The following is a 22566-nucleotide window of genomic DNA, read 5'->3' on the forward strand; positions in this document are numbered from 1 at the left end:
CGCTCAGCGGCGGTTCAGGTGCCGAGCGCTTCTTTCAGCTGATGGAAAGCGGGGAGGTAATCCGGCAGCCGGGAGTAGAGCTGTGCGGCCAGTTTTTCGTCGTAGGTGTGCGCGGCGCGGTTGCGATCATCCAGCATGGCCAGCCAGACCGTTTCCTCGGTTATCCAGCCCTGGCCCAGAGCCAGCCGCAGGCACGAACGCGGCGAGGCGCACTCCAGGCCTTCCTCTGCCGCGGCGGCCTTCACCGATTTCCACGCCAGGTCAAAGGTGAACTCGAACCGCTGGATGCTGGCATCCCGCGCCAGATCGCTGGCGGGGGCGGCCAGAGCTTGGTCAAGACGGTCGAGCGCCTTGCCAAAACTCTCGAGGGGCTTGTTCAAAGCGGGATTCCATGGTCTTCGACGTCGCGGCGCAGTTCGTCGCTGGCCTCGGTCAGGTCGACCAGATCGAAGGTGTAGAGCGTCCGCAGGTCCTCGATGCGGCCGCGCAGCCGGCCCCAGTCGCTGATGGCAACGTCCCGGGCCGGCACGATCGCCAGGTCGATGTCGGAGTTCCAGCGCGCCGTGCCACGCGGCCAGGAGCCGAACCAGATTACCCGGGCATCGTCACCGAATTCCTCGCGCACGATGGCGGCGGCGTCATGCGCCAGCCCGGTCACCCGCTCGCGCGGCGACTGCGCCTCTTCGGCCTTCGGGATGTTGGCGTAACCCGCGGTTTCCATGCTCTGACCGTCCCCTGAGTACAGGAAAACTATAGCATCCGGGGTTGCTGACAAGCCTCGGGTCCGAGCGTCAACTTCAATGTTGGGAAGTGAGGCATGCCCGGGAACGGGCTGTCGTCAGTCGAAGACGACGGTCTTGTTGCCGTGGGTGAGCACGCGGCCTTCGAGGTGGTAGCGCAGGCCGCGGGCGAGGACCCAGCGTTCCACGTCGCGGCCCTTGCGGATCATGTCCTGCACGCTGTCGTCGTGGCGTACGCGGGTCACGTCCTGTTCGATGATGGGGCCGGCGTCCAGTTCTTCGGTCACGTAGTGGCTGGTGGCGCCGATCAGCTTGACCCCGCGGGTGTGCGCCTGGTGGTAGGGGCGCGCGCCGGAGAACGAGGGCAGGAAGCTGTGGTGGATGTTGATGATGCGCTGCGGGTAACGCTCGCACATCCACGGCGGGAGGATCTGCATGTAGCGGGCGAGGACCACGGTGTCGGGCTGCAGGTCGTCGAGGCGTTCCTGCAGTCGGGCGAAGGCGGTCGCGCGGTCGTCGCGCGGGACGGGGATGTGCTCGAACGGGATGCCGTAGCAGCGCGCCAGGGGTTCGTGGTCGGTGTGGTTGGAGAGGATGGCGGGGATGTCCATGGGCAGCTCGCCGGCGTGCCAGCGGGCGAGCAGGTCGCTGAGGCAGTGGCCTTCGCGGCTGACCATGAGCACCACGCGCTGGCGGCTGCACGAGTCGGCCAGCACCCAGTCCATGCGCATGTCTTCACCCAAGTGCAGCAGGCGGTCGCGCAGTTCGCCTTCGCGCGCGGGGTCGAGGGCGAAGACCCAGCGCATGAAGAACCAGCCGGCCTCGGCGTCGGTGTGCTGGGCGGCTTCGGTGATCCAGCCGTCGGTGCCGGCAATGGCCTCGGCCACCCGGGCCACGATCCCGTGCTGGTCGGGGCAGACGATGCTGAGGCGGAAGTCGTGGCGCGCGGGGGTGATTTCTGTCATGGTCGAGATATTCCGGGGAGATTGAAGCGGTCAGGGTACACCGGGGCGCCCGGGAGACCGATATCCGGCAGGAATGACTACGGGCTCGACCGGACGCGCTCCCCGGCCCAGCTGGCAAAGGCGGAATACACGTCCAGGGCGTCGGGGACGGCATCGGTATCAGGAGGTATCCGTGCCCTCTATCCGTAGTTGCTGGAAGAGTACGGAATCGGCGTGCAGGAAGAAGGCGCGGTCCTGCTCGGCGTGGAAGCGCCCGGCCTGTGCTTCGTACAGGCAGACGCCATCCCGGAAGACCTCGAACCGGGTCAGCGGGGAAGTACCTTCGCTCAGGACCAGCAGATCAACCGGGCAGGGTTGCAGGATCTCTTCCAGTTGCCGTTGCCAGCGGCCCTGGGTCATCAGGTCCGGCATCTCCGCCGGCTGAACGGCAAGGTCGATGTCGCGGCCGGTGCCGTCCCGCGCCGTGGAGCCGAACAGGACCAGCAGCTCCCAGCCATGCTCTCTGGCGAGGCGCTCGAGCTGCGAAGTTTGTTCGGGAGAAAGCATGGGGCACCGCGGCAGCGAATCCGAAAGACCCCAGATTAGGACAACTACAGTTCGCGGCCAAGGACGCTCCTGCGGGGGTCAGGCGGTGTCGCGCAGGCCCGGGGGGATTGAGAAGGTGATGGTCTCTTCCTGGCCGGCGACTTCGCTCACCTCGTTCACGCCGCGCTCCCGCAGGTAGTCGATGACTTCCTGCACCAGCAGTTCGGGGGCGGAGGCGCCGGCGGTCACGGCGATTCGGTCGCGGCCTTCGAGCCAGGCGGGGTCGATGTCGGCGGCACCGTCCACCAGATACGACGGCACGCCGGCGCGCGCGCCGATCTCGGCCAGGCGGTTGGAGTTGGAGCTGTTCTTCGAGCCGACCACCAGCAGCAGGTCGCAGTCGTCGGTGAGGGTCTTCACCGCGTCCTGGCGGTTCTGGGTGGCGTAGCAGATGTCCATCTTGCGCGGCCCCTCGATGTTGGGGAAGCGCGCGGTAAGGGCGTCGATGATGTCGGCGGTGTCGTCCATCGACAGCGTGGTCTGGGAGACGAACGCCAGCCGGTCGGGCTCGCTCACCTCCAGGCGTTCCACGTCTTCCACGGTTTCCACCAGCATCATGCGCCCGCCGTTCGAGGTGTCGAACTGGCCTAGGGTGCCTTCCACCTCGGGGTGGCCGGCATGGCCGATGAGGACCACTTCGCGCCCCTCGCGGGCATGCTTCGAGACCTCGAGGTGGACCTTGGTCACCAGCGGGCAGGTGGCGTCGAACACGGTCAGGCCGCGTTGCTCGGCCTCTTCCTGCACGCGGCGCGGCACGCCGTGGGCGGAGAAGATGACCACGTGGCCGTCCGGGACCTCTTCCAGTTCTTCCACGAACACCACGCCGGCGTCTTCCAGGCGCCCGACGACGTGGCGGTTGTGCACCACCTCGTGGCGGACGTACAGCGGGGCGCCGTGGATCTCCAGGGCGCGTTCCACGATCTCGATGGCGCGTTCGACGCCGGCGCAGAAGCCGCGCGGGTTGGCGAGCCGGACCTGCATGTTCATGGCCTGTTCTCCTCGCGGATCACTCGTCCGCCGGGTGCACTTCCAGGATCTCCACCTCGAAGGTGAAGTTCTTGCCCGCCAGCGGGTGGTTGAAGTCCACGGTCACGGTCTCCTCGCCCACTTCGGTGATGCGGCCGGGCACGGCCTCGGCCGAGGGGCTGGTGAACTCGTAGATCTGACCCTCTTCCAGTTCCGCCTCGGGCGGGAACTGATTGCGGGGCACCGGCTGGAAGGCCTCTTTCTCGGGCCAAGGGAACATGGTCCCGGCCTCGATCGCAAATTCCCGCTGATCGCCCGGCTGCAGGCCGATCAGCAGGTCTTCCAGCCCGGGCAGGATCTCGCCGGCGCCGACCTCCAGCTCGGTGGGTTCCTCGCCGGTGGAATCCACCACCAGGCCGTTTTCCAGCACCAGCCGGTAGTGCATGAGCACGCGTTTCTCTTTCACTACGGTCGTCATGTTCGCTCCAGTTCGATTCAGTCGCGGCGGGTGGCCTCGCCCTCGGTGAAGGCGGCCACGATCAGCAGCACCGCGCCCACGGTGATGGCCATGTCCGCCACGTTAAAGGCGGGCCAGTGATGCCCGGCCCAGTGGAAATCGAGAAAATCGACCACCTTGCCGATGCGCAGGCGGTCCACCAGGTTGCCGATGGCCCCGCCCACGATCAGCCCCAGCGAGGCGATGGTCAGCCAGGCATGGCGCGGCAGGCGGGCCAGCCACACGGTGATCAGCACCCCGGCGGCGATCGCGATGCCGGACAGCAGCCAACGGCCCCAGTCGCCGGCGTCCGCCAGCAGGCTGAAGGCCGCGCCCGGGTTGTACAGCAGGGTGAAGTTGAAGAACGGCGTCACCTCCACCGAGGCGAACTGGGTGAGCGCGCGCTCGGCCCAGAACTTGGTGATCTGGTCGAGGACCAGCACCACCGCGGCCAGCGCCAGACCGGGAGCCAGTCCGGAACGCCCCGGCAGCCTCACGCGAACCGCCGGGTCTCGCCCGGCCCCTCCACGTTGGTCACGCAGCGCCCGCACAGCTCCGGATGCGCCGGGTTCTCGCCCACGTCGGGACGCAGGTGCCAGCAGCGCACGCACTTGGCGTGTTCGCTGCGGTGCACCACCACGCCGATCGCGGTGCCGTCGCCCAGGGTGGCGGTGTGCGCGTCGTCCGGCGCGGGTTCGGGCCGCAGGCGCACCTCCGAGGTGATGAACACGAAGCGCAGTTCGTCACCCAGGCGCTCCAGCGGGCCGCGCACTGCGGCGTCGGCCGGCACGTGCAGGTCGATCTCCGCGGTCAGCGAGGCGCCGATGCGCTGCTCGTTGCGGGCGGTCTCCAGCGCGCGGGCCGCGTGGGTGCGCATCTCGAGGATGCGGTCCCAGTCGGCATTGCTGAACGCGGCGTCATCCGGCAGCGGGGCCAGGCCCTCGTACCAGGTGGCGAACAGTACCGAGTCGGCGCGCTCGCCCGGCAGCAGCTCCCAGATCTCCTCGGCGGTGAAGGTCAGGATCGGCGCGATCCAGCGGGTCAGCGCCTCGGCCACGTGGTACAGCGCGGTCTGCGCCGAGCGCCGCGCGTGCGAATCCGCCGGGGTGGTGTACTGGCGGTCCTTGATCACGTCGAGGTAGAAGCTGCCCAGCTCCACCGAGCAGAAGTTGTGCACCCGCTGGTAGATCGGGTGGAACAGGAACTCGTCGTACGAACGCGTGACCTGTTCCTGCACCTGCAGCGCGCGCGCCACGATCCAGCGGTCCAGCGGCAGCAGCTCGTCCAGCGGCACCGCGTGCTGCTGCGGGTCGAAGCCGCTGAGGTTGCCGAGCAGAAAGCGCATGGTGTTGCGGATGCGGCGGTAGGCGTCGGCGGTGCGCTCGAGGATGTTGTCGGAGATCGCCATCTCGCCGGAGAAGTCGGTCGCGGCCACCCACAGGCGCAGGATGTCCGCGCCCAGGGTGGAGACCACTTCCTGCGGCGCGACCACGTTGCCCCGCGACTTCGACATCTTCTCGCCGTTCTCGTCCACCGTGAAGCCGTGGGTCAGCACCCCGCGGTAGGGCGCCTCGCCGCGCATGGCCACGCTGGTCAGCAGGCTGGACTGGAACCAGCCACGGTGCTGGTCCGAGCCCTCCAGGAACAGATCCGCCGGCAGGCCGCCCAGCTCGGGGCGCTTCTCCACCACCGTGCTGTGAAGCACGCCGGAGTCGAACCACACGTCGAGGGTGTCGGTGAGCTTGATGTATTCCTCTGCCTCGTCGCCCAGCAGTTCGGCCGGGTCGAGGCGGAACCAGGCCTCCACGCCTTCCTGCTCGATGCGCTGCGCCACCTGTTCGGTAAGCTCGGGGGTGTGCGGATGCACGCGGCCCGTCTTGCGGTTGAGGAAGAACGGGATGGGCACGCCCCAGTGGCGCTGGCGCGAGATGCACCAGTCGGGCCGCCCGGCGACCATGCCGTGGATGCGCGCCTGCCCCCATTCCGGCATCCAGCGGGTCTGGTCGATCGCGCGCAGGGCATCGGCGCGCAGTTCCGCGCGCTCCATGCTGATGAACCACTGCGGCGTCGCGCGGAAGATGATGGGGGTCTTGTGCCGCCAGCAGTGCGGATAGCTGTGGTGCAGCTTGCGCGCGACCACCAGCGCGCCATGCTCGCTCAGCACGTCGATCACGTGGCCGTTGGCCTGGTGCACGTTCTCCCCGGCGAAATGCGGCGTGCCCTCCACGAACACCCCGTCCGGGCCCACCGGGTTGTCGACCGGCAGGCTGTACTGCAGGCCCACCGTGTAGTCGTCCTGGCCATGGCCGGGCGCGGTGTGCACGCAGCCGGTGCCGGCCTCGGTGGTCACGTGGTCGCCCAGGATCAGCGGCACCTCGCGCTCGAGGAACGGGTGCTGCAGCATCAGGCCTTCCAGCGCCGCGCCCTTCACCCGCGCCAGCACACGGCCTTCGCCCAGCTCGTAGCGAGCCAGGCAGTCCTCCAGCAGTTCTTCCGCCAGCAGCAGGCGTTCGTGCTCCACCTCCACCAGCGCGTAGTCCAGCTCGGGATGCACCGCCACCGCCTGGTTGGCCGGCAGGGTCCACGGCGTGGTGGTCCAGATCACCACGCTCACCGGGCCGTCGGCATCGGCGCCGGAGAAGCGCCGCACCAGATCCACGTCGTCCACCACGCGGAAACGCACGTCAATCGCGCGGGAGATCTTGTCCTCGTACTCCACCTCGGCCTCGGCCAGCGCGGAGCCGCAGTCCACGCACCAGTGCACCGGCTTCTCGCCCATCTGCACGTGGCCGCGTTCGTAGATGCGCGCCAGCGCACGCACGGTGTCCGCTTCGACCTGATAGTCCATGGTCAGGTACGGGTGGTCCCAGTCGCCCAGCACGCCCAGGCGCTGGAAATCGGCCGACTGGCCGGCGACCTGTTCGGCGGCGTAGGCACGGCAGGCCTCGCGGAACGCGGCCGCGTCCACCTCGTGGCCGGGCTTGCCGATGTTGTGCTCCACCTGCAGCTCGATCGGCAGCCCGTGGCAGTCCCAGCCCGGCACGTAGGGGGCGTCGAAACCCGCCAGCGTGCGGCTCTTGACGATGATGTCCTTGAGGATCTTGTTGACCGCATGCCCCACGTGGATGGAGCCGTTGGCGTACGGCGGGCCGTCGGCCAGCACGAAGCGCGGGCGCCCGGCGCAGTGCTCGCGCAGGCGGCGGTAGCGGTCTTCCGCGCGCCACTGCTCCAGCCATTCCGGCTCGCGCTTCGCCAGGTTCGCCCGCATGGGGAACGCGGTCTGCGGCAGGTTGAGCGTATCCTTGTAGGGATTCGGCGGTGCCTGTTTCTTGGCCATGGCTTTTCCGGATGGGCCCCGCGGGCCGGTTGCTTGTGGAATGGTGGATTCGGGTCCGTGTTTCGGCGGCGGTCGGTTCAGCGGGCGCCGGGCCCGTTGCCCGGTACGGCGCCCGGGGTGTCGTCCGCGAGGCAGGCGCGGGCGGCCTCCGCATCGCGCGCGATCTGCGCCTTGAGCGCGTCCAGCCCGTCGAAGCGCTGTTCGCCGCGCACCAGGGCACGCGGCTCGAACGCCACGCGCATGCCGTAGAGATCGGGCGCGGCATCCAGCACGTGGATCTCCAGACGCTGCTCGTTGCCCTGCACCGTGGGCCGCCAGCCGATGTTCGCCACCGCGGCCAGCGGCTCGCCGCCCGCGCCATGCAGCCAGCCGGCATACACCCCGCGCAGCGCCATGGGCCAGCGGCCCAGGCGCACGTTGGCGGTGGGGAAGCCGATGGTGCGCCCCAGACGGTCGCCATGCGCAACCCGCCCGTGCAGCCGGTAGGCGCGCCCCAGCAGCCGCGCGACCTCGTCGAATCCGCCCTCGCGCGCCGCCGCACGCACCCGGGTACTGCTGATGCGCCCGTCGCCATCGCTGACGGTGGGCGTGGACTCCACGCTGAAGCCCAGCCGCGCACCTTCGCTGCGCATCAGTTCGTTGTCGCCCTCGCGCCCGCGGCCGAAACGGAAGTCGTCGCCCACCAGCACGTGGCAGGCGCCCAGCCGCCGGTACAGGACCTCCTCGAGGAAGTCGCGCGCCGGCAGGCCGGCCAGGCGGGCATCGAAACGCAGCACCCAGGCGGCATCCAGACCGCGACCGTCGAGGGTCACCAGACGGTCGCGCAGGCGCTGCAGCCGGCCCGGCGGCGTAGGCGCCCCGGCATGCTCGGCAAAATATTCGCGCGGCAGCGGCTCGAAGGTCATCAGGACCGACGGCGCGTCATGCTCGCGCGCAGCCGCCAGCAGGCGGTCGACCACCGCCTGATGCCCGCGGTGCAGGCCATCGAAGTTGCCGATGGTCACCACGGCGCCGCGTACCGCAGTCAGCCCGGAATCCGTACCGTCGGGCCTTCCCAGCCCTCGAATCAGCCGCATCGCCCCGCATCCAGACAAAAGCGCGAGTATAACCCGGCGCAGGTCCCGAGATCAGGCCTCCCGCAGCAGGAAATGCCGCGGCCGCAGCCCGGCCAGCCACAGGGTCACCCCGAGACTGGCGACCCCGGCCAGGATCAGCCCGCTCAGCGCGGTCCCGCGCTCGGGTATCGACCAGTCCGTCCACGCGTCCAGCGCTGGCGACAGGAACACCAGCACCGCCACCATCACGGCCAGCGCGGCCGGCAGCCCGTAGCGCAGCCGCCACAGGGCGGGCCCCGGGTGATAGATCCCCTCGCGCACCAGGCCGCGATACAGCAGCCCGGCATTGATATAGGCCGAGGCCGAGGTCGCCAGCGCCAGCCCGGCATGCGCCCCGGGGACCCCGGACAGATACCACGGCAGCACGAACAGGCCGTTCAGCAGCATGTTCCAGAGCATGGCGATGATCGCGATGCGGACCGGGGTCTTCGTGTCCTGGCGCGCGAAGAAACCGGGCGCCAGGACCTTGATCAGGATGAAGCCGGGCAGCCCGAGGGCGTAAGCGGACAGCGCCATCGCGGTCATGTAGGTGTCGAACTGGCTGAACTCCTGGTACTGGATCAGCGTGGCGAGGATCGGCACCGCCAGCACCACCAGCCCGGCCATCGCCGGCAGGGCCACCAGCATCGCCAGGCGCAGGGCCCAGTCCAGAGTCCGGCCGAAGGCCTCGGGGCGCTCCTCGTTGAACTGCTTCGCCAGGCGGGGAAGGATCACCGTTCCGATGGCGATGCCGAACAGCGCCAGCGGCAGCTCGACGAAGCGATCACCGAAATACAGCCAGGAGATCGACCCGGCCACCAGGAACGAGGCGATCAGGGTGTCCACCAGCAGGTTGATCTGCACCACCGAGGTCCCGAGGATCGCCGGCAGCATCAGCTTGACGATCCGGCGCACGCCCTCGTGTGCGCGGCGGAAACGCGGCCGCGGCAGCAGCCCCGCGCGCCACAAAAACGGGATCTGGAAGGCCAGCTGCAGCGCCCCGGCGATGAACACGCCCCAGGCCAGCGCGACCACGGGTTCGGCAAACATCGGCGCCAGCCACAGCGCCGCGGCGATCAGCGCGAGGTTGAGGAACACCGGGGTGAAAGCCGGCACCGCGAAGCGCCCGATGCTGTTGAGGATGCCCGCCGCCATCGCGGTCAGCGAGATGAACAGCAGATACGGGAAGGTGATCCGCAGCATGTCCGCGGCCAGGTCCTGGCGGCCTGCCTCCTGCGCCAGCCCGGGGGCGAAGATCCAGATCAGGGCCGGGGCCGCCAGGATGCCCAGCAGCGTGACGATGGCCACCGCGCCCAGCAGCGCCCCGGCGGTATGGTCCAGCAGATCGCGCAGGGCCTCGCGCCCGCGCTTCTCGCGGAATTCGGCGAACACCGGCACGAAGGCCTGGTTGAAGGCCCCCTCGGCAAACAGCCGGCGCAGGAAGTTGGGGATGCGGAAGGCGACGAAGAAGGCGTCGGTGGCCGCGCTGGCGCCGAAGGTCACCGCCAGTACCATGTCGCGCAGATAGCCCATGATCCGCGAGATCATGGTCATGCCGCTGACCACGGCGGTGGAACGGAACAGTCGGTTCATGCGGAAGCCGGGCCCCAGGGGAAACAGGCGGCCCGGAGTGTAACCGACTCGGCCGCCGCAAGGCGCGGCCATGGCGACCCGTGGGAACCACGGGTCGCCATCGGGAAGGGGGTTACTCGATCTTCAGGTAGGCGAAGCCTTCCTCGTTCTGCAGTTCGGCGATGCGAACCACGCCGGAGGGCACCAGGTCCACGCCGTCCATCAGCTCGTCCTCGGCCAGCCCGACCTCGCTGCGGGTGATGTCGCACAGCTCCAGCTTCACATCGTAGGTATTGGCCAGGTTGCGCAGACGGCTCTGCAGGCTGTCCCGCTCTTCCAGCAGCTCCTCGTCGGCCTCGAACGGGGTGCCTTCCAGGTTGTCCTCGGTGAGGAAACGGATGCCGTGCGACACGAACACGATGCGCACGTCCGCTTCCATGAACTCGTTCTCGTAGTGCATGACCATGTTGTTGATGCTGCCGATCATCGCCGAGAGGCGCCGCGGATCGGCAAAATCGGCGTGATAGACGACCTTCGCGTCGGGCTCGAAGGCGCGCGCCTGCTGCGGGGCGAGCACCAGGCTGGCGGCGAACAGCGCCAGCAGGGCCAGGACAAGCCCGGGAAACAGGGTCGTGCGGGTAGCGGAATGACTCATCTCCATGCTCCTTTCTTGTTGTGATGCCTGCAATGTAGACGCGCGGGACACGGGAATCCATTCCGGTTTGCTTGTATTACCGGCCAGCACCGCTTCGCTTGACCCTGACCGGCGCCCCGGGTATGCTTTGCCGCCTTTCAAAGAACCCGGCGAAGAACGCGAGGGATAGAGTTTTGGCGAATATTGCTTCTGCCCGCAAGCGGGCCCGACAGGCTGTCAAGAACCGCGCCCACAACATGGCGCTGCGGTCGCGTTTCCGCACCTACATGAAGGCGGTCCTCAAGCCGCTGCGCAAGGGAGACGTCGAGGCGGCCCGCGAGGCGTATCGCCAGGCGGTGCCGATCATCGACAAGACGGCGAACAAGGGCCTGATCCACAAGAACAAGGCGGCCCGGCACAAGAGCCGCCTGAACCAGCGGATCCGCGCACTGCAGAGCTGATCGCTGATGACTCGGACCTGCGCGCAGGTCCGGGGCTGCAGCGAGCCGCGCAAAAACAGAACGGGCCCGCCCCTTGCGAGGGGCGGGCCCGTTTGCGTGGATGATCGACGCTGAAAGCGGCTACAGCAGGACCATATTGTCGCGGTGCACCAGTTCCGGCTCGAACTGGTATCCCAGCGCCCCCTCGATCTGGTCGGCACGCAGCCCGCGGATGCGCTCGACCTCGGTGGCGGAATAGTTGACCAGCCCGCGGGCCACCGCGACCCCGTCCGGGGCCACGCAGGTCACCACTTCGCCGCGCCGGAAATCTCCCTCGACCCGGGACACCCCCACTGCCAGCAGGCTGCGCCCGGACTCGCGCAGCACCCGCGCGGCGCCCTCGTCCAGATGCAGCACGCCGCGCGAATGCAGCTGGTCGGCAATCCAGCGTTTGCGCGCGGCCATCGGCTCGCGATCCGGCTGCAGCCAGGTGCCCACGTCCTCGCCGGCCAGTACGCGCGCCATCACGCGTTCCTCGCGCCCCGAGGCGATCACGGTGTGGGTGCCGGAGCGCGCGGCGCGCTCGGCGGCAAACAGCTTGGTCGCCATGCCGCCGCGACCCAGGCGCCCGAACTCCGGGGCCACGTACTGCTGGAGCGTCGTATCCGACGCGCGCCCTTCGGCAATGCGCCGCGCCTGCGGGTTGCGCCGCGGATCGGCGTCGAACAGCCCCTCCTGATCGGTCAGGATCAGCAGCAGATCGGCGACCACCAGGTTGGCGACCAGTGCCGCCAGGGTGTCGTTGTCGCCCAGGCGGATCTCTTCGTAGGCGACGGTATCGTTCTCGTTGACCACCGGGATGGTGCCCAGCGTCAGCAGGGCCTGCATGGTGGAGCGCGCGTTCAGGTAGCGCTCGCGGTCGGCGAGGTCGTCGTGCGTGAGCAGGACCTGCGCCGCGTGCAGACCATGCGCGGCGAATTCCCGCTCGTAGGCCTGCACCAGCCCCATCTGGCCCACGGCCGCCGCGGCCTGCAGGCGGTGCAACTGATGCGGGCGCTCGGTCATGCCGAGGCGATGCATGCCCTCGGCCACCGCTCCGCTGGAGACCAGGATGACCTCCAGGCCCTGCTCGCGCAGCGCGGCCATCTGGTGCGCCCAGGCCTGCAGGGCAGGGCGGTCGAGGCCGGCGCCGTCGGCGGTGATCAGCGCGCTGCCGATCTTGACCACCACGCGCCGCGCCCGCGGCAGGGCCCGGCTCATGCATTACCCTCCGCGACATCGCCTTCCGCGGGCTCGCTGCGGCGGCGCTCGACCTCGCGCATCACGGCCTGCAGCAGCCCGTCCACCCCGTCGCCGGTGGCGGCGGAGATCCGGTACTGCGGCACGTCACCGCCATCCGCCGCCTGCATCCGGTCGGCCAGGGCCTGGAGGTCCGCCTCGTCCAGCAGTTCGCACTTGTTCAGGACCAGCCAGCGCGGGCGCCCCGCGAGCTCCTCGCTGTGCTGGCGCAGCTCGTTGAGCGCAACCTGCATGTCGGCCACCGGGTCGGCCTCCGGATCCGGGGGCGCGACGTCCACCAGATGCAGCAGCAGCTCGGTACGGCCCAGGTGCTTGAGGAAGCGGGTACCCAGTCCGGCGCCCTCGGCGGCCCCCTCGATCAGGCCGGGGATGTCGGCCATGACGAAGCTCTGGTTGGGCCCTACGCTCACCACGCCCAGCTGCGGATGCAGGGTGGTGAAGGGATAATCCGCCACCCGCGGGCGCGCCGCCGACGCGCGCGACAGCAGGGTGGATTTGCCTGCGTTGGGCAGGCCCAGCAGGCCCACGTCCGCCAGCACCCGAAGCTCCAGCTGCAGGCGGCGCTGCTCGCCCGGGGTACCGGGCTTGCTCTGGCGCGGGGCCTGATTGGTGGAGCTCTTGTAGCGGGTGTTGCCGAGGCCGTGATAGCCGCCCTGGGCGACCAGCAGGCGCTGGCCGTCGGCGGTAATGTCCCCCAGCAGCTCGTCGGTCTCCGCGTCGCGCACCACGGTTCCCACCGGAACGGCGATCTCGAGGTCCTCGCCGGACGCACCGGTGCGGTTGCGGCCCATGCCGTTCTGCCCGCGCGGGGCATCGAAACGCTTCTGGTAACGGAAGTCGGCCAGGGTATTCAGGCGCTCGGTCCCGACCAGCCAGACCGAACCCCCGTCCCCGCCGTCGCCGCCATCCGGCCCGCCGAAGGGGATGTATTTCTCGCGGCGAAAGCTCACGCAGCCATCGCCGCCATCGCCGGCCTTGACCACGATATTCGCCTCGTCGATGAACTGCATCCTGCGCCTCCGGAGGGGGTAGAAACGAAAAAAGCCCCGCAGAACGGGGCTTTACGGCGATCCGCGTAGCGGCCAGCCGGATTACTGCTGCGGCTGGACCGTCACGAAACGGCGGTTGAAACGACCGCCCTTCTTGAAGACGACCTGACCGTCAACCTTGGCGAACAGCGTGTGATCCTTGCCGCAACCCACGTTCTCGCCGGGATGATACTGCGTGCCGCGCTGCCGCACGAGGATATTGCCGGCGCGCACGACCTGGCCGCCAAAGCGCTTCACGCCAAGGCGTTTACTCTCTGAGTCGCGCCCGTTCTTGGAACTGCCGCCTGCCTTCTTGTGTGCCATGTTCTCGTTCTCCCGAGTACTGTCGTGCCGCAGCTCAGCCGGCGATGCCGGTGATGCGCACGGTGGTGTAGTGCTGCCGGTGGCCCGCCTGCTTCATGCTGTGCTTGCGGCGCCGGAATTTGATGATGCGGACCTTGTCGCCGCGGCCGTGATCCTCGACCTTGGCGGTGACCTTGCCGCCATCGACCACCGGGGCCCCGACGCGGACATCGTCACCCGCACCCACCATCAGCACCTGGTCGAAATCGACCTCGGAACCGACTTCGGCGTCGAGCTTTTCGATGCGGATCACGTCGCCTTCGGCGACGCGGTACTGTTTACCACCTGTTGCGATGATCGCGTACATTTCCCTGGGACTCCGTTGCGATGACCTGTGTGGACCAGGTGCTGATGAACTGGTCTCGCGAAAGGGCGGCAATGCTAGCAGCACGGGGTCGGACGGTCAACGCCACAGGGCCCGGGATTGCTTGACACCCCGCAACCCCCTTTCTAGCATGCCGGGCTGCCTCCATCACCCCCACCCTCACCGGCCTGCCGAACCGCATGTCCATAGAGACCATCCGAGAGCTCGCTGCCGAAGACATGCAGGCAGTCGACACCTGCATCCGAGAGCGGCTCCGCTCGCCGGTGGTGCTGATCAACCAGCTCGGCAACTACATCATCCACAGTGGCGGCAAGCGGCTGCGCCCGCTGCTGGCGACGTTGTCCGCCCGTGCCTGCGGGTATCAGGGCGACAAGCACGTCACGCTGGCGGCGCTGGTGGAGTTCATCCACACCGCGACCCTGCTGCACGACGACGTGGTGGACGCCTCCGAGATGCGCCGCGGCAACGAGACCGCGAACCACATCTTCGGCAACGAGGCCGCGGTGCTGGTGGGCGACTTCCTCTACACCCGCGCATTCGAAATGATGGTCGAGATCGACTCGATGCGGGTGATGGAGATCCTCTCGCGCGCCACTAACGTGATCGCCGAGGGCGAGGTGATGCAGCTGATGAACTGCCACGACGCCGATGTCGACGAGACGCGCTACATGGACGTGATCCAGTCGAAGACCGCCAAGCTGTTCGAGGCCGCCTGCCAGATCGGCGGGATCCTCGCGCAGCGCGACGCCGACGACGAGGCCGCGCTGGCACGCTACGGCATGCACCTGGGCACCGCCTTCCAGCTGATCGACGACGTGCTCGACTACTCGGCCGACCCGGAGGTGACCGGCAAGCAGCTGGGTGACGACCTCGCCGAGGGCAAGCCGACCCTGCCGCTGATCCACGTACTGCGCGAGGGCAGCGAGAGCGAAAAGGCGGTGGTGCGCCGGGCGATCGAGGAAGGCGGGCGCGAGGAGACCGAGGCGGTGCTGGCGGCGATGCGCTCCACCGGGGCACTGGAGTATGCCCGTGCACGGGCGGAGGCAGAGACCGACGCCGCGATCGCCGCGATCGCCGATCTCCCGGAAAACGACCACCGCCGCGCGCTGGTGGATATCGCCCGCTTCGCGGTGGGGCGCGACCACTGAAACCACGTTCGCCCGGGGCATGGACAACCCCGGATGAACGCGGCACAATACCCAGCTCAGTGTCGGAGTGTAGCTCAGCTTGGTAGAGCACTGCCTTCGGGAGGCAGGGGTCGAAGGTTCGAATCCTTTCACTCCGACCATTTCCCGATTTGTCCGGTCGGGCGGCGCATCCGGCACCGCCCGGTCCCTCCTTTGGCGGACGCCAGCATGACCGTTTCCAACCGGCCCGCACGTGGCACGCTGTACATCGTTTCCGCACCGTCCGGTGCCGGCAAGACCAGTCTGGTCGGCGCGTTGCTGGAAAGCGTGGACGACGTCGAGGTCTCGGTCTCGCACACCACGCGCCAGCCCCGCCCCGGCGAGGTCGACGGCGTCGACTACCACTTCGTTTCCGCGGAAACCTTCCTCGGCATGATCGAGGACGGCAAACTGCTGGAACACGCCAAGGTGTTCGACAACTTCTACGGCACCGCGCTGGCCAGCGTGAACGAGCGCCTGGAGGCGGGCTGCGACGTGATCCTGGAGATCGACTGGCAGGGTGCCCGTCAGGTCCGCGCGGCGGTGCCGGACTGCCGCTCGATCTTCGTCCTGCCGCCTTCGCGCACGGAACTGGAACGCCGGCTGCGCGGGCGTGGTCAGGATAGTGAAGAGGTGATCGAACGGCGCCTGCGCGATGCCGAGTCGGACTGCACGCACTACCGCGAGTACGACTACACCGTGGTCAACGCGGAGTTCGATCAGGCCCTGCGGGATCTCGCCAGCATCTTCCGCTCCAACCGGCTGCGCACGGTGGAGCAGGAGATCCGCTCGGCGGAGGTCCTGACCAATTTGACACGCAACATCCGGAGCTAGCCCATGGCCCGTATTACCGTCGAGGACTGCCTCGAGAAAGTCGACAACCGCTTCGAGCTGGTGATGATGGCCGCCCGTCGCGCGCGTCATATCGCCCACGGCAAGGAGCCGCGGCTCCCCGAGAACAACGACAAGCCGACGGTCATCGCGCTGCGCGAGATCGCCGCCGGCGAGGTCGGGGCCGAGGTGTTCGACGAGCACGACGAGCGCCCGCAGAACCAGATGCTGGATTTCTCCACGATCCGGCACCTGGAACAGCTCGAAGCCGACGAACGGTAGGTCGCACCCATGGCCGCTGGGCTCTCCGCGCCCGGGGCCGTCTCCTCGGCTTCGGCGGACTCCACCCGTTTCCTGATCAGTGACCTGTGCGCTGAGCTGGAGGCATACCTGGAATCCGACCAGGTCGAGGAGGTCTATCGCGCGTATCTGTTCGGCGCCGAGGCCCACGACGGTCAGACCCGCAAGACCGGCGAGCCGTACATCTATCACCCGCTGGCCGTGGCCCGCACCATGGCCGAGATGCGCATGGACGACCGCGCGATCTGCGCGGCCATCCTCCATGACGTAATGGAGGACACCCCGACCAGCAAGGACCGCATCCACGCCGAATTCGGCCAGGAGGTGGCGGAGCTGGTCGACGGGGTCTCCAAGCTGACCCACCTGCAGTTCCAGTCGAAGGCCGAGGCGCAGGCGGAAAACTTCCGCAAGATGATGCTGGCGATCACCCGCGACATCCGGGTGATCCTGATCAAGCTGGCCGACCGGCTGCACAACATGCGCACCCTGGGCGTGATGCGCCCGGACAAGAAGCGGCGCATCGCCAACGAGACCCTCGAAATCTACGCCCCCATCGCCCAGCGCCTGGGCATGAACGCGATGCGCCGCGAGCTGGAGCACCTCGGCTTCACCGCCAAGCATCCCTGGCGGGCGGCGGTGCTGGAGAAGGCCATGCGCGAAGCCCGCGGCAACCGCCGCGAGCCGATGCGCAACATCGAACAGGCGATCTGCTCGCGCATGGAGGCTGCGGGCATCGAGGGTCGCATCTCCGGACGCGAGAAGTCGCTCTACAGCATCTACCGCAAGATGCGGTCGAAGCGCCACTCCTTCGAGGACGTGTTCGACGTGTTCGCCATCCGCATCGTGGTGGACGACGTCGACACCTGCTACCGCTCGCTGGGCGTGGTGCACAACCTGTACAAGCCGGTGCCGGGCCGCTTCAAGGATTACATCGCGATCCCCAAGTCCAACGGCTACCAGTCGCTGCACACCATCCTGTTCGGCCCGCACGGCATCCCCATCGAGATCCAGATCCGCACCACCGAGATGGATCGCGTGGCGGAGAGCGGGATCGCCGCCCACTGGCAGTACAAGGCCGGCGGCGAACTGGCGCAGACCGCGCAGAGCCGCGCGCGCGAATGGCTGAAGGATGTCCTCGAGATCCAGAACAGCGTGGGCAACTCGATCGAGTTCCTGGAGAACGTGAAGGTCGACCTGTTCCCCGACGAGGTCTACACCTTCACCCCGGGCGGCGACATCCTGGTGCTGCCGCGCAACGCGACTCCGGTGGATTTCGCCTACGCGGTGCACTCCGATGTCGGCAACCGCTGTGTGGCGGCCAAGATCGACCGCCAGCTGGCACCGCTCTCCAGCCAGCTGCAGAGCGGCCAGACCGTGGAGATCGTCACGGCACCGGGCGCCCGACCCAACCCCGCCTGGCTGTCGTTCGTGGTCACCGGCAAGGCGCGCAGCGGCATCCGCCACTGCCTGAAGTCGATGCAGGCCGACGAGGCCCGCGCCCTCGGCCGGCGGCTGCTGGAGAAGGCCCTCGCCGCACTCGACTCCAGCCTGGCCCGGATCTCCCCCGCGCAACTGGATCAGCTGCTGGACACCATGCAGCTGAACGATCTCGACGCCCTGCTGGTGGAGATCGGACTGGGCAACCGCATGGCCGGCCTGGTCGCGCGCCAGCTGACGGGCATGGAGGCCGCCGAGCCCGCCGAGGGGGAGGGCGATGGCGAGGGTGGTCGGCAGTCCCTGGCGATCCGCGGGACCGAGGGCATGGTGCTGAACTACGGCCGCTGCTGCTATCCCATCCCCGGGGATCCCATCGTCGGGCAGCTGAGTGCCGGGCGCGGCCTGGTCGTGCACCGCGAGAGCTGCCGCAACCTGCACGAGAGCCGCGAGCGCCCCGATCGCGTGATCGACCTCGAGTGGTCACACGAGCCGGGACTGCAGTTCACCGCCGCGGTCCGCACGCGCACCGCCAACCGGCGCGGGGCGCTGGCTGAAATGGCCGCGAACATCGCCGATCAGGGCTCCAACATCGAGCACATTTCGTTTAACGAGCAGGACGGGCACACCACCGCGATGACCTTCCTGCTCACCGTGCGCGACCGCCAGCACCTGGCGCAGATCATGCGCATGCTGCGGCGCCTGCCCGACGTCCTGAAGATCTCCCGCCCGCGCGGCTGATGCGGTAAGGTGCCCGGCGCATCGTTATGGCGCACAGTTATCAGGAGATCCCATGTCCCGCGAAGTGATCCAGACCGAAGCCGCGCCGGCCGCCATCGGCCCCTATTCCCAGGCCGTGCGTACCGGCGACACCGTGTACCTGTCCGGGCAGATCCCGCTGGACCCAGCGACCATGGAGCTGGTCGAGGACGGCATCGAGGCGCAGATCCGCCAGGTGTTCGACAACCTCGCCGCGGTGCTGGACGCCGCCGGCGCCGGGCTGGGCGACATCGCCAAGCTCAACATCTACCTCACCGACCTGACCCATTTCCCGCTGGTCAACGAGCTGATGACCGAGTACTTCAGCGAGCCCTACCCGGCGCGCGCGGCCATCGGCGTGGCCTCCCTGCCCAAGGGCGCGCAGGTGGAGATGGACGCCATCGCCTGGTGCCCGCGGGGCTGAGGCCCCGCATCCCGGAGCGCTGCAGATGGACCTGCAGGCCCCGCTGACCGCTCTCAACGGGGTGGGCCCGCGCCAGGCCGAGCGTCTGGCGCGGCTGGGCCTGCATGTCTGCGGCGACCTGCTGTTCCACCTGCCGCTGCGCTTCGAGGACCGCACCCGCATCACCCCGCTGGATCGCCTGCGCCCCGGCCGCCCGGCCCTGTTCGAGGGCGTGGTGGAACGCAGCGAGGTGGTGATGCGACGGCGGCGCATGCTGGTGGTGACCCTGGGGGATGGCCGGGGCCTGATTACGCTGCGCTTCTTCCACTTCGGCAACGCACAGCAGAAACGCCTGGCGACCGGGACCCGCGTGCGTGCCTTCGGCGAACCGCGCGGGCTGGCCGGGGCGCTGGAATGCGTGCACCCGGAGACCGAGATCGTCGATCCGGACGCACCACCGACGCTGGAACAGCGCCTGACGCCGGTCTATCCGGTCACCGACGGCGTATCGCAGCCGCTGCTGCGCAAGCTGGTGCGCCAGGCCCTGCCCGGGATCCGGCAGCTGCCCGACCTGTTGCCGGAACTGGAGCGTGACGGCCTGCCGCCGCTGCAGCAGGCCGTGCAGGACCTGCACCAGCCACCCCCCGACACGCAGACCGCGACGCTCGAGCCCGGCATCGACGGGCGCTCCGCCGCGCAGACCCGGCTCGCGCTGGAAGAACTGGTCGCGCACCAGCTCGCGCGCCTGCAGCATGCCCGCAGCGAACCCGACGAACACGCCCCGGCGCTGGACCCGCCCGGCGACCTGTGGGAACGCCTGCATGCCGGGCTGCCGTTCCCGCTGACCGGGGCCCAGCAGCGGGTGATCGGCGAGATCCGGTCGGATCTCGCCCGCGAACGCCCGATGAACCGCCTGCTGCAGGGGGACGTGGGCTCGGGCAAGACCCTGGTCGCGGTGGCCGCGACGCTGGCCGCGGTGGAGGCGGGGTACCAGGTCGCCTTCATGGCCCCTACCGAGCTGCTGGCCCGCCAGCACGCACGCAACTTGGCTGCCTGGCTGGAACCGATGGGGATCCCCATCGCCTGGCTGGGCGGACGCCAGGGGCGCAGCGAACGCGGCCAGCTGCTGAACGAACTGGCCAGCGGGGCGCGGCCGGTGGCCGTGGGCACCCATGCGCTGTTCCAGGAGGACGTGCATTTCCATCGCCTCGGGCTGGCGGTGGTGGACGAGCAGCACCGCTTCGGCGTGCATCAGCGCATGGCGCTGCGCGAGAAGGGCAACGGACGCACCCCGCACCAGCTGATCATGACCGCCACGCCCATCCCGCGCACCCTCGCCATGACCCTGTACGCCGGACTGGAGACCTCGATCATCGATGAACGCCCGCCGGGCCGCACCCCGGTACGCACCGCGCTGATCAGCCACGAGCGCCGCGACGAGGTGATCGAGCGCATCCGCGTGGCCTGCGGCGACGGCACCCAGGCCTACTGGGTGTGCCCGCTGGTGGAAGACTCGGAGCAGCTCGAGGCCGAATCCGCCGAGGCCACCCGAGCGCGCCTGGCCGAGGCCCTGCCGGGGCTGTATATCGGGCTGGCGCACGGACGCATGAAGGGCAGCGAACGCGATCAGGTGATGGAGGAATTCCGCCGCGGTGCGATCGACCTGCTGGTGGCGACCACGGTGATCGAGGTCGGCGTGGACGTGCCGAACGCCAGCCTGATGATCATCGAGAATGCCGAGCGCATGGGCCTGTCGCAGCTGCACCAGCTGCGCGGGCGCGTGGGGCGCGGCAACGCCGCCAGTGCCTGCGTGCTGCTGTATCGCCCGCCGCTGGGCGACACCGCGCGCGAGCGCCTGGAGGCGATGCGGCGCACCGACGACGGCTTCGAGATCGCCGAGGTGGACCTGCGGCTGCGCGGGCCGGGCGAGCTGCTGGGCACCCGCCAGACCGGCGACCGCAGCTTCCGCGTGGCCGACTGGTCGCGCGACCAGGACCTGCTGCCGCGCGCGACCCGCATCGCCGAGGGGCTGCTGCAGGACCCGCCACGCGGCGGCGCGCTGATCGAGCGCTGGCTGGGAGACGCGACCCGTTACGGCCAGGTCGGCTGACGGCCACTACCGATTGCCGCGCAGGTGCTCCTTGAGCCGCTGGAGCTCGTCCTCCGACCAGTTTTCGGGGTCGGTCACGTGGCGCCAGGCATAGACGTAGTGCTCGGGGGCATACACATGGCCGTACCCCACCGGGGCATCGTCGCCGGCGGCGATGTCGATCGCCAGCTGGAGCATGGTCACCACCGGATACCACTGCAGCTTGTCGGACACATCCGGGCCGCGCGGTTCTTCCATCCACTCCGGCTGGCGGTAGAAGGCCTCGGGCTCGAAAAAGGTAATGGGGTCGCTGGCGTACTGCAGGTAGACGATGCGCATCGCGCCCCAGCGGGCCCCGGGGATCTCCAGATGCGGATCCTGGTTGGTGAAGCGCACGATCGAACTGTCGCGAAAGCGCGGCAGCCACGCGGGCGAGTCGGGCTCGCGCTGCGCGGTGATCTCGCGCCAGGCCTCGGACCGGAACGGCGGCCCGCTCCACAGCGCGCCGGAAAACGGATCGCCGACGATATCGTACAGGTCCGCCGCACGTTCGGAGTTCAGCGCCCCGAGACTGAGGCCGTGGAGGTACAGCTCGGGGCGTTCGTCGGCGGGCAGCTCGCGCCAGTAGCCGTAGATCTCGGCGAACACCGCCTGCGCGGTCTCCAGCCCGTAGGACGACTCCGACATCAGCGACAGCCAGCTCGGCAGGTAGGAGTACTGCACCGCCACCGAAGCCACGTCACCGCGGTGCAGGTATTCCACCGCCTGCATCGCGTCACGATCCACCCAGCCGCGGCCGGTGGGCGTGACCAGCACCAGCACCGAGCGGTCGAAGGCATCGGTGCGCCGGAGTTCGTCCAGCGCCAGGCGGGCACGCTCCTCGATGGTCTCGCCGGCATTCAGCCCGACATAGGCCCGCAGCGGCGCCGGGGTCGGCTCGCCGAAGAACTCGCTCATCTCGCCACTGGTGGGGGTGAAGCCCACGTAGCGCCGGCCGTGCTGGCCGAGGTCTTCCCAGGCGATCAGCGACTCCTCGCTGCCCGACAGCAGCGGGTCGCCCGGGTGCTCCACGTCCGCTTCCATGCGCACGTCGAACTGCTGGAAGGTGCGGTCGGCGGTGCGCAGGCCGTACTCCAGCAGCACGCCGTCGATCACCGCCCAGAACAGTGACAGCGCGACGATGACGCCGGTCACGTTGGCCAGTCGGCGCGGGATGAAACGGTGCAGGCGCACGGCGATCAACCGGAAGCTCAGCACGAACAGCCGGCCCACCGCGAGGGCCCCGGCGAAGATCGCCATGCCGATCAGGCCGACGCGGAACGGATGGGCGCTGTCCACCGGATCCATCTCCATCAGCTCGCGGATGGAGTTCTGCCACTGGGCCGCCTGCATCAGGAAGCCCACCGCGATCACCGCGCAGAACACCGCGGCCACGATCACCATGATGCGGTGCGCCCGCTCGCCGGCCTCCGGCAGTTCGAGGTAGGCCCACAACCAGTGCAGGAAGACCCCGAGCAGATAACCCGCCGACAGGGAGATCCCGGACAGGATGCCCTGCATCTCCCAGGTCCGCGGGATCAGGCTGGGCGACAGCGACGCGGCAAAGAACAGCGTGGCCAGCAGCAGCCCGGGCACCGACAGCGAGGCCGCCAGGCGCCGTGCCCAGCCGGGCGCCAGCCAGTGAGGCAACGGCAGCCGTGCGACCAGGCGAGCCAGCGGTTGAGGGAGAACCATGAGCCG

At 68.9% G+C, this 22566-nt stretch carries 23 protein-coding genes and 1 tRNA gene; 8 read left to right on the top strand and 16 right to left on the bottom strand.

Annotated elements, in window-relative coordinates:
• Positions 1 to 14 precede the first annotated feature (14 nt).
• The 11 genes from D571_RS0108860 to D571_RS0108910 all read right to left on the bottom strand — a co-directional run bounded on the left by D571_RS0108860 (position 15) and on the right by D571_RS0108910 (position 10416).
• Positions 15 to 380, bottom strand: coding sequence for an HI0074 family nucleotidyltransferase substrate-binding subunit (locus D571_RS0108860; RefSeq protein ID WP_018936328.1), 366 nt, complete (start codon positions 378 to 380; stop codon positions 15 to 17).
• On the bottom strand, positions 377 to 721 hold the full coding sequence (locus tag D571_RS0108865; RefSeq protein ID WP_018936329.1) for a nucleotidyltransferase family protein: 345 nt from the start codon (positions 719 to 721) through the stop codon (positions 377 to 379). Before D571_RS0108865 ends, D571_RS0108860 begins: the two co-directional genes overlap by 4 nt.
• Positions 722 to 838: 117 nt before the next feature.
• Positions 839 to 1705 carry a formyltetrahydrofolate deformylase gene (gene purU / locus D571_RS0108870; protein ID WP_018936330.1) on the bottom strand — a complete coding sequence of 289 codons (867 nt, stop codon included), beginning with the start codon at positions 1703 to 1705 and terminating at the stop codon, positions 839 to 841.
• 159 nt (positions 1706 to 1864) lie between these two features.
• Entirely contained in the window at positions 1865 to 2251 is a 387-nt protein-coding gene (locus tag D571_RS0108875; RefSeq protein ID WP_018936331.1) for a nucleotidyltransferase family protein, read from the bottom strand.
• Positions 2252 to 2329: 78 nt separating this feature from the next.
• Entirely contained in the window at positions 2330 to 3277 is a 948-nt protein-coding gene (gene ispH / locus D571_RS0108880) for a 4-hydroxy-3-methylbut-2-enyl diphosphate reductase (RefSeq protein ID WP_018936332.1), read from the bottom strand.
• A 19-nt stretch (positions 3278 to 3296) separates the two neighbouring features.
• The gene (locus D571_RS0108885) at positions 3297 to 3734 is read right to left on the bottom strand and encodes a peptidylprolyl isomerase (RefSeq protein ID WP_018936333.1); all 438 of its coding nucleotides are present in this window, start codon (positions 3732 to 3734) and stop codon (positions 3297 to 3299) included.
• Positions 3735 to 3751: 17 nt separating this feature from the next.
• The gene (lspA, locus tag D571_RS0108890; RefSeq protein ID WP_018936334.1) at positions 3752 to 4249 is read right to left on the bottom strand and encodes a signal peptidase II; all 498 of its coding nucleotides are present in this window, start codon (positions 4247 to 4249) and stop codon (positions 3752 to 3754) included.
• Entirely contained in the window at positions 4246 to 7089 is a 2844-nt protein-coding gene (ileS, locus tag D571_RS0108895; RefSeq protein ID WP_018936335.1) for an isoleucine--tRNA ligase, read from the bottom strand. Before ileS ends, lspA begins: the two co-directional genes overlap by 4 nt.
• A 77-nt stretch (positions 7090 to 7166) precedes the next feature.
• Positions 7167 to 8165 carry a bifunctional riboflavin kinase/FAD synthetase gene (ribF, locus tag D571_RS0108900; RefSeq protein ID WP_018936336.1) on the bottom strand — a complete coding sequence of 333 codons (999 nt, stop codon included), beginning with the start codon at positions 8163 to 8165 and terminating at the stop codon, positions 7167 to 7169.
• A 51-nt stretch (positions 8166 to 8216) separates the two neighbouring features.
• On the bottom strand, positions 8217 to 9776 hold the full coding sequence (murJ, locus tag D571_RS0108905; protein ID WP_018936337.1) for a murein biosynthesis integral membrane protein MurJ: 1560 nt from the start codon (positions 9774 to 9776) through the stop codon (positions 8217 to 8219).
• Between the two features lie 112 nt (positions 9777 to 9888).
• A complete protein-coding gene (locus D571_RS0108910; protein ID WP_018936338.1) occupies positions 9889 to 10416 on the bottom strand; it encodes a DsrE family protein in 528 nt (175 codons plus the stop codon).
• Between the two features lie 167 nt (positions 10417 to 10583).
• Between D571_RS0108910 and rpsT the strand changes: the two genes are divergently transcribed.
• On the top strand, positions 10584 to 10850 hold the full coding sequence (gene rpsT / locus D571_RS0108915) for a 30S ribosomal protein S20 (RefSeq protein WP_026287738.1): 267 nt from the start codon (positions 10584 to 10586) through the stop codon (positions 10848 to 10850).
• A 120-nt stretch (positions 10851 to 10970) separates the two neighbouring features.
• Here the strand turns inward: rpsT and proB are convergent, their stop codons facing one another.
• The 4 genes from proB to rplU form a co-directional block, all read right to left on the bottom strand.
• Entirely contained in the window at positions 10971 to 12089 is a 1119-nt protein-coding gene (gene proB / locus D571_RS0108920) for a glutamate 5-kinase (protein ID WP_018936340.1), read from the bottom strand.
• Positions 12086 to 13138: an Obg family GTPase CgtA gene (cgtA, locus tag D571_RS0108925; RefSeq protein ID WP_018936341.1), complete on the bottom strand. Its 1053-nt coding sequence runs from the start codon at positions 13136 to 13138 to the stop codon at positions 12086 to 12088. Before cgtA ends, proB begins: the two co-directional genes overlap by 4 nt.
• Before the next feature lie 81 nt (positions 13139 to 13219).
• Complete coding sequence (rpmA, locus tag D571_RS0108930) at positions 13220 to 13480, bottom strand: 50S ribosomal protein L27 (RefSeq protein ID WP_018936342.1); 261 nt, start codon at positions 13478 to 13480, stop codon at positions 13220 to 13222.
• Between the two features lie 34 nt (positions 13481 to 13514).
• Positions 13515 to 13826 (bottom strand): 50S ribosomal protein L21, encoded by a 312-nt coding sequence (gene rplU, locus D571_RS0108935; protein ID WP_018936343.1) that lies wholly within the window; start codon positions 13824 to 13826, stop codon positions 13515 to 13517.
• Positions 13827 to 14023: 197 nt separating this feature from the next.
• On the opposite strand from rplU, the gene ispB reads away from it, so the two are divergent.
• From ispB to recG, 7 genes are all read left to right on the top strand, one after another.
• Positions 14024 to 14992, top strand: coding sequence for an octaprenyl diphosphate synthase (gene ispB, locus D571_RS0108940; protein WP_018936344.1), 969 nt, complete (start codon positions 14024 to 14026; stop codon positions 14990 to 14992).
• Between the two features lie 63 nt (positions 14993 to 15055).
• Positions 15056 to 15132 (top strand) — tRNA-Pro (locus tag D571_RS0108945).
• Between the two features lie 67 nt (positions 15133 to 15199).
• Positions 15200 to 15844 (top strand): guanylate kinase, encoded by a 645-nt coding sequence (gmk, locus tag D571_RS0108950; RefSeq protein WP_018936345.1) that lies wholly within the window; start codon positions 15200 to 15202, stop codon positions 15842 to 15844.
• Positions 15845 to 15847: 3 nt separating this feature from the next.
• Complete coding sequence (rpoZ, locus tag D571_RS0108955; RefSeq protein ID WP_018936346.1) at positions 15848 to 16123, top strand: DNA-directed RNA polymerase subunit omega; 276 nt, start codon at positions 15848 to 15850, stop codon at positions 16121 to 16123.
• Positions 16124 to 16132: 9 nt separating this feature from the next.
• Positions 16133 to 18316 (top strand): bifunctional GTP diphosphokinase/guanosine-3',5'-bis pyrophosphate 3'-pyrophosphohydrolase, encoded by a 2184-nt coding sequence (spoT, locus tag D571_RS0108960; protein WP_018936347.1) that lies wholly within the window; start codon positions 16133 to 16135, stop codon positions 18314 to 18316.
• A 52-nt stretch (positions 18317 to 18368) separates the two neighbouring features.
• Positions 18369 to 18758 (top strand): RidA family protein, encoded by a 390-nt coding sequence (locus D571_RS0108965; RefSeq protein WP_018936348.1) that lies wholly within the window; start codon positions 18369 to 18371, stop codon positions 18756 to 18758.
• A 25-nt stretch (positions 18759 to 18783) separates the two neighbouring features.
• Complete coding sequence (gene recG / locus D571_RS0108970; protein ID WP_018936349.1) at positions 18784 to 20847, top strand: ATP-dependent DNA helicase RecG; 2064 nt, start codon at positions 18784 to 18786, stop codon at positions 20845 to 20847.
• A gap of 6 nt (positions 20848 to 20853) precedes the next feature.
• Here the strand turns inward: recG and D571_RS0108975 are convergent, their stop codons facing one another.
• Entirely contained in the window at positions 20854 to 22560 is a 1707-nt protein-coding gene (locus tag D571_RS0108975; RefSeq protein WP_026287739.1) for an alpha/beta-hydrolase family protein, read from the bottom strand.
• Between the last annotated feature and the right edge of the window lie 6 nt (positions 22561 to 22566).

This window comes from Thioalkalivibrio sp. ALJ24 (assembly GCF_000377785.1).
Taxonomy (GTDB): Bacteria; Pseudomonadota; Gammaproteobacteria; order Ectothiorhodospirales; family Ectothiorhodospiraceae; genus Thioalkalivibrio.